Here is a 6,670-nt window from a genome sequence, read left to right on the forward strand (position 1 = left end):
TCGCGTCACGCCGAAGGCGACGGGCCGCCCGGGCTACCCGCCGGGCGACCTGCTCAAGCCCTGGACCAAAATCATGCTCTCGGAGTTCCGGTCGACCCTGGCACCGATCTTGTCGGTCAATCCGTTGGGCCGCAACATGATGCCCGACGTGTCGGAAGCCGAACTCGACCGGATCAAGGCGACAGCTCACTTCGTGGTCGCCGATGTCGTCACCGTTCTACATCGGCGTTGCGCTAAGAATCGTTCCGCCAGCCGGCGCTTGGTAAAATTGCGCGCCGGGCGCCGTGATCGGCAAGCCTAAACGAAGGGCCGTGGGGCTGCCGTGCCGCTTACTTTGGATTGATCTCGCAGAAGAGCCTGACGTGGAGTATGCTTCCACGCCCTTTGATTTGCGGCGTGACTGATCAGTGGAGGTTAACTCCTTCCTGCGAAAGGAGGTCTTCGAAGTAAGCGATGGTTTTCACAAGGCCTTCGCGCAGCTCGGTCGTCGGGGTCCAAGCCAGCAATTTCTTGGCTTTTTGTATATCGGGTTGACGCTGCTTGGGATCGTCGGCCGGGAGCGGCGCTTCGACGATTTTCGATTTCGACGCCGTAAGCTCGATCACGAGTTCCGCAAGCTGGCGGATCGTGAATTCTTTCGGATTGCCGATATTGATCGGCCCAGTCACTTCACGCGGCGTCGCCATCGCGCGCAAAAAGGCTTCGACGAGATCGTCGCGGTAGCAAAAAGAGCGTGTTTGCGATCCGTCGCCATAAACCGTGATGTTTTCACCCTTTAGCGCCTGAACAATGAAGTTCGAGACCACACGCCCGTCATTGGGATGCATGCGCGGACCGTAAGTATTGAAGATTCTGACGATCTTGATGGGCAGATTGTGCTGGCGACGATAATCAAAGAACAGCGTCTCCGCGCAGCGCTTACCTTCGTCATAGCAGGCGCGAATGCCGAACGGATTGACATTGCCCCAATATTCCTCTGGCTGCGGATGTACGGTCGGATCACCGTAAACTTCTGAGGTCGAGGCCTGCAAAATTTTTGCTTTAACCCGCTTGGCGAGACCCAGCATATTGATGGCGCCGATAACACTGGTTTTGGTCGTTTGGACGGGGTCGAACTGATAATGGATCGGCGATGCTGGGCAAGCGAGATTATAAATTTCATCGACTTCGACATACAGTGGGAAAGTCACATCGTGACGCATCAGTTCGAAGCGCTTGTCATCGAGAAGATGCAGGATATTCCTTCTAGTTCCTGTGAAGAAATTATCGACGCAAAGCACAAAATCGCCCTGCTGTAAAAGCCGCTCGCATAAATGCGATCCTAAGAAACCGGCGCCACCCGTCACCAAAACGCGCTTTCCTGCCATTTGTCTATAACTCCGTATGGATGATGCTGTTTCTTATCCCAACACTCGGCGCGTTTGATCCGAAATTTCCTAGATGGTGGGCTGCGGCAAGCTTGAAAGTCGGTTTCGAATTCAAGCTTTTCGCGCGATGCAGCACAACCCGAACCCGCTTTTTCACTGACGTCCAGCGCATCGCTGGATCATAACGCAGGCGCTCGGAGTCGTTCACATCCTGGTATCCGGCGACCACCATGAAGAGCGAATGTTCACCGTCACAAGGGTTCGCCCGCCGCCCGAACTGCGCCGATCGCTCGCCTGCACCAATATCATCGAGAACGTCATGAGCACGGTGCGACGTGTCTGCCGGAACGTAAAATAACGGCGTTCGCCGTCGATGGCGCTGTGCTGGGCGGGCGCGGCGATGCAAGACGCCGCGAAGGGCTTTTGCCGGCTTCACGCCCACAACCAGTTGCCGCTTTTTAAAGCCGCACTCGCCAAGCGAAAGGCGCTGGCAACTTCAGCGAACCAGCATCTTGTCCAAACCGCAAAGGCTGCGTAGACTCTCAAGCTGCAACACCCGCTTTGGTTTCTCAACATCAAGCGGGACATTGCCCAAGATGTTTCCGCAAAATACCTAAGCCAAGGGATTCCCAAGGGCAAGGTCAAAGTTTCACGATTAGAAAAAACGCAAAGGCGACCACTCGATGGAAATATCTCAACGCAAAAAAATCGTGATTGTCACGCCCGTTTTCAATGATTGGACGGCGTTTAGCCAGCTATTGGAGCAGCTTGGGGCGTTGCCGGAATTGGCACAATACCAACCGCGCTTAATCGCGGTTGATGATGGCTCTTCGGAGTTGATGAATGTTTCCGACCTGCTGACTCGCAAACGAACTATCGTCGAGACCCAGATTATTCGCCTAGCTTGCAATCTCGGTCACCAGCGAGCCATTGCGGTAGGGTTGGTCGCCGCAAGCAAGATCGATGATATGGACGCTGTTGTGGTGATGGACTGTGATGGGGAAGATATGCCTTGTGATGTGCCGACGTTGATCGCCGCCTGGAACGAGCAGCCTGATCGCATAGTCGTTGCAAAACGCGGCCAACGCGCGGAGGGTCTGATGTTCAGGACGTTCTACTCGATTTATAAATTTATATTCAGTCTACTGACCGGTCAAACCATCAACTTCGGAAACTTTAGCGTCATACCCCGGAAATCAGTGGAAGCGTTGGTCCACAATCCCTCAGTATGGAACAATCTGGCGGCGACCATCGCCAAATCACGCCTTCCTTACATGAAGCTTCAAATCGATCGCGGCAAGCGCTTCGCTGGGCATTCTAGCATGAACTTTGTCAGCCTGACTCTGCATGGAGTGAGTGCAATGTCCGTTTATGCTGAGGTCATAATTGTACGCATTATTGGATTCTCCTGCATTCTTGGCGTGTTGGTGCTAGCAGGCATAGTCGCTGTTGTTGGAATTAAGCTAGGCACGGACTTGGCGATACCGGGGTGGGCGTCGTACATCGCGGCGTCCATGACGATTATCTTTTTTCAGGCGGTGCTTTTGGCGGGGTTGTCGGTGTTTCAGTTGCTCAACTCTCGCAGCTTGAAACCTTTTATACCCATTGTGGATGCCGGCGCATTTGTCTTGTACACTTTTGAACCCAACACGAAAAGCGAGTAATTCTGATCCAAAGGGGAAGCACGGCATGATTCCGTTGAGAGCTACAACTCAGACCGAACTGACCTACCCGGGCGCGGAACTGGATGCGTTCGCGGAGGCGATTAATTGGAAGAAATACTGGTCCCGCAAGCTGAGAGCTTACGTGAGTGGAAGCGTTATTGAAGTCGGCGCCGGACTAGGAGGCTCGACCAAATATCTCTGCAACGATGACCATTCTCAATGGTTGTGCCTTGATCCTGATCCCACTCACGCTTCGCATTTAAAATCACTTATAGCAGCCGGGGAGTTGCCGGCCTCCTGCGAAGTGATTTGCGGCGTGCTTGGCGACCTCGATCCTGGGGTTCGGGTCGACACGATCCTCTACATCGACGTGCTTGAGCACATCGAGAAAGATGAGGATGAGTTGCGTTTGGCAGCCGCTCATCTGAAACCTGGCGGACGCGCTATTGTTCTGTCCCCAGCCTTCAACTCGCTCTATAGCGAATTCGATCGCGCGGTCGGCCATCACAGGCGATACATCAAGAGGGATGCACAACGTCTAACAGTTCAAAGCCTATCGCTTCAACGAACGTTTTACCTTGATAGCGTCGGCTTTTTCGCTTCCCTGATCAACCGACTCTTCTTGAGAAAATCGACGCCGACAAAAAGTCAGCTACGGCTTTGGGATCGGGGAATGGTTCCGATATCGATTTATACCGACATGGCATTTGGCTCGCTCTTTGGAAAAACCATCGTCATGGTGTGGCAAAAGATATGAGATCATTGAAATATTCGATGCAGATGGCTTCCGGTTCGTTGTGGCAACTCGTTCGTTTCGGCATTGTCGGCGCAGTGGCGACTTCGGTTTATGTCTTTGTCGCCATCTCGCTTCCGGCGCTTCCGTCATTTTCCGCTAGCCCGACGGTTGCATCATCGATTGCATCATTTGTCTCTGTTCTCGTTTCCTATTTTGGCCATCACAAGGTGACGTTCTCCAAGGTTGGTCGCCACGAATTTTATCTTCCTCGGTTCCTTTTAAGCTCGACCGCGCTGTCTTGCATCGCCGCTGCTGCTACATATTTAATAACCGAAACCCTTCGAGTCGATTATCGCTTCGCTTCACTTTGCGTTGCCTTTGCTTATCCGGCGGCCAGTTTCTTGCTGGGTCGCATATGGATATTCCGCGACGTTCGTTAGATGCGAGGCGCGCACGGTCGGACTTACCAATTGGGTCGATGGACGATAACATACCCGAGCGAACCGCCGTTTACTGACCTCGATGCACGGTGGGGCGGGAAGAATGGCGTTGCGAGACGCCCTCATTCCGATCAATCGGCGATTGGCCTCGCTCCTGAAACGCCTTCATCCAACCACGGTGAAGTCCGGCGGGGGTGGACGCTTATTTCGTAGTCGCCGAATTCAGCCACCTTGATCATGTCGGTCATGATGAAGCGCGACAGCGGCAATGCCGCGACATCCGCCTCGTCTCCAACCCAAGCTCGCACGAGGGGGCGGTTAACGATGGCGCAGGCTCGCGGATCCGATTTCATGATGCTCAGAATTTCCGCCTGCCGCTCGGCATCCACGCCCTTCATCCAAAGGGTGAGAAACCATCCGTTAGGCGTGGGAATCCCGGACCACATGTTGAAACTTCCCATGCCGGGCATGCTGAACAGCGTGCTGCAGTTTATATTTGCGAGCCGGGCGATGGACTCGAACTGCCTCGCTTGCTCCACTGGTAGATGCAGCCATTCAGACCCATTCAGCTTGGTGGAGGCCGGGGGAAACTGGCCGTGGGCGGTAAGATTCACGCTAACGCCCGCGAAATAGATCAGGATCGCCCCGCCAATCGCCTCGTCCAACCGCAAGCCTTTACCCAAGTCATGAAACGGCCTGACCGAGGCCGCCCGCAGTCCGGCGATCCCGTCGGCGATGCACAGGAAAGCCCAAAGAATCATTGGAGCCGCCGCGATCGCAACCTGGCTGCCAGCCACTGGATACGGTTCCAGGAACTGGGTCACCGCCATGTAGGTGATAAACAAACGACAGAAAGGCGCAACGGCGTCACGTTCCCAGTGTGATTGCGGTATCAAGGTCAGGGGGAGCAGGGGCGCGACCAATTCGATTCGATGGTGCAGGGTCAATAACAAAATCGAACCAATTCCAGCGGCGCATCGCAGCGCGTCGAGCCACCGCGATTCGGCCAGACGGCGCCCCGATGATCTCAGGCCGACCATGCCTGCAGTTAGTATGAGGGCAGCTAACAAGGGGAGTCGGGTGACGCGCAGCGGATCCTGGTAAACATTAGGATGACTCAGCGGATTTAGGATGACCCCCCAAAACAGGGAGCCCACCGACATACCTTGAACCGACGTGGCAATAATGAGCACCACTGCGCCTGCAAGCAGGCCTGTTCCAGCACAGATTGCGGCGCGCAGGGGTAAGTGATGTGGGGGCCGGACTAACGAGCCGCAACCGAATGTGACGATTCCGCTCACTGTTGCAAGGAGAAAGTAACCACGAAAGCCGTTGTTCAAGCCAGCATGCATAAGCAGCCAGGGAGAGACCGCCGCATAAATCAGCGCGAGCCCAACTCCGATCGAACGGAACCTGCTGGACGGAAGCAGGCAGACCACCGCATGCGCCAATCCAGCGACGTAAAACACACCCACGTTCACCTTGGTAAACACCAAAGCCGCGCCCACACATCCCAGAAGAAGGAGACGAAGATAGTATCGCCCGGAGATCGAAGGCAGTGAGAGGCAGGCGGCGATCATGTACAGCAGCAGTATCACTTGTTGCGGATGGCCCGGCTCGGCAGCCAGGACCCTGCCGGCGAGCATAATGCAAAGTCCGGCGGCGCACGCCAAGACTAGGCTCTTGGACAAGCGGTGCACGAAAACCGACGCTAACAGGCTCGACGCTGCCCAGTAGACCAGCGTGACAAGCCGCCCCATGTCGTGATTCACTGGCAGGTGAAGCAGCTGAAAAAAAATTCCCTGAATATAGAAATATAATGGACCGTATTGGCTAAATGTTTGCGTGTAAAGGTGTCCATTGTTGATGTAGTGCGCGAGCGACACCAGGATGTAGCCCTCGTCATCCGGGGAAGCGAAAGATGTCAGGAGCGGCGCGGTTGCAAAGAGCGCTCCGACCAAGGCGACCAGGATAGCGAGCGCTTTCCACAAACCGGGGACGCGGAATGGAAGCCGAGGCAAGGCTGAACTCACGGCGCGCTGACCTTGAGGGGAATGCTCATTTCGTAGCTCCACCATCCTGCAATACCCCAATCATGCGGCATTTGGCTATTACGTTCGGGAAAACGTCGCCACCGGTCCATCCAGGGATGTCCCGCTTGATATTGAAATCCAGAAGCGGGCGCCGCCGGCCAAAAGCCTAGAGCATTTCCCATTTACGCGACTCCACTCTGCACTTTACGTAGGTAAATCTCTGGCTCACCCGACGTGATGTTGCACGAGCGGAGTCGAGTGAATCGCCAAGAGTAACGCTACGATTCCTCCTAAACGGGAAATACCCTAAACAGCCTTTGCGGTTTGGACAAGATGCTGGTTCGCTGAAGTCGCCATCGCCTCTCGCAGGCGAGCGTGACCTTCAAGAGCGGCAACTGCTTGTGCCGTGAAGCCAACCCTTTGGCGGGTT

6 protein-coding genes and 1 pseudogene are annotated in these 6,670 nt (G+C 55.0%); 4 read left to right on the forward strand and 3 right to left on the reverse strand.

Annotated features, from left to right (window positions below; all coding sequences use genetic code 11):
- Nucleotides 1–301, forward strand: a pseudogene (locus tag ACLP2E_RS20195) (hypothetical protein); the annotation flags it as partial.
- 103 nt (nucleotides 302–404) lie between these two features.
- On the opposite strand, the gene ACLP2E_RS20200 reads toward ACLP2E_RS20195, so the two are convergent.
- Entirely contained in the window at nucleotides 405–1,367 is a 963-nt protein-coding gene (locus tag ACLP2E_RS20200) for a UDP-glucuronic acid decarboxylase family protein (protein WP_442466927.1), read from the reverse strand.
- Between the two features lie 4 nt (nucleotides 1,368–1,371).
- Nucleotides 1,372–1,809, reverse strand: a complete 438-nt coding sequence (locus ACLP2E_RS20205) for a hypothetical protein (RefSeq protein WP_442466928.1) — start codon at nucleotides 1,807–1,809, stop codon at nucleotides 1,372–1,374.
- A 241-nt stretch (nucleotides 1,810–2,050) separates the two neighbouring features.
- Here ACLP2E_RS20205 and ACLP2E_RS20210 point away from each other — a divergent pair, with 241 nt between their 5' ends.
- The 3 genes from ACLP2E_RS20210 to ACLP2E_RS20220 are packed head-to-tail and all read left to right on the forward strand — an operon-like array spanning nucleotide 2,051 to nucleotide 4,207.
- Complete coding sequence (locus ACLP2E_RS20210) at nucleotides 2,051–3,031, forward strand: glycosyltransferase (RefSeq protein WP_442466929.1); 981 nt, start codon at nucleotides 2,051–2,053, stop codon at nucleotides 3,029–3,031.
- Nucleotides 3,032–3,056: 25 nt separating this feature from the next.
- On the forward strand, nucleotides 3,057–3,788 hold the full coding sequence (locus ACLP2E_RS20215; protein ID WP_442466930.1) for a class I SAM-dependent methyltransferase: 732 nt from the start codon (nucleotides 3,057–3,059) through the stop codon (nucleotides 3,786–3,788).
- Nucleotides 3,785–4,207: a GtrA family protein gene (locus ACLP2E_RS20220; RefSeq protein ID WP_442466931.1), complete on the forward strand. Its 423-nt coding sequence runs from the start codon at nucleotides 3,785–3,787 to the stop codon at nucleotides 4,205–4,207. Before ACLP2E_RS20215 ends, ACLP2E_RS20220 begins: the two co-directional genes overlap by 4 nt.
- Before the next feature lie 131 nt (nucleotides 4,208–4,338).
- Here the strand turns inward: ACLP2E_RS20220 and ACLP2E_RS20225 are convergent, their stop codons facing one another.
- Nucleotides 4,339–6,285, reverse strand: coding sequence for a hypothetical protein (locus ACLP2E_RS20225; protein WP_442466932.1), 1,947 nt, complete (start codon nucleotides 6,283–6,285; stop codon nucleotides 4,339–4,341).
- Nucleotides 6,286–6,670: the final 385 nt, after the last annotated feature.

The sequence above is a fragment of the Rhodoblastus sp. genome (assembly GCF_052145335.1).
Classification (GTDB): domain Bacteria; phylum Pseudomonadota; class Alphaproteobacteria; order Rhizobiales; family Beijerinckiaceae; genus Rhodoblastus.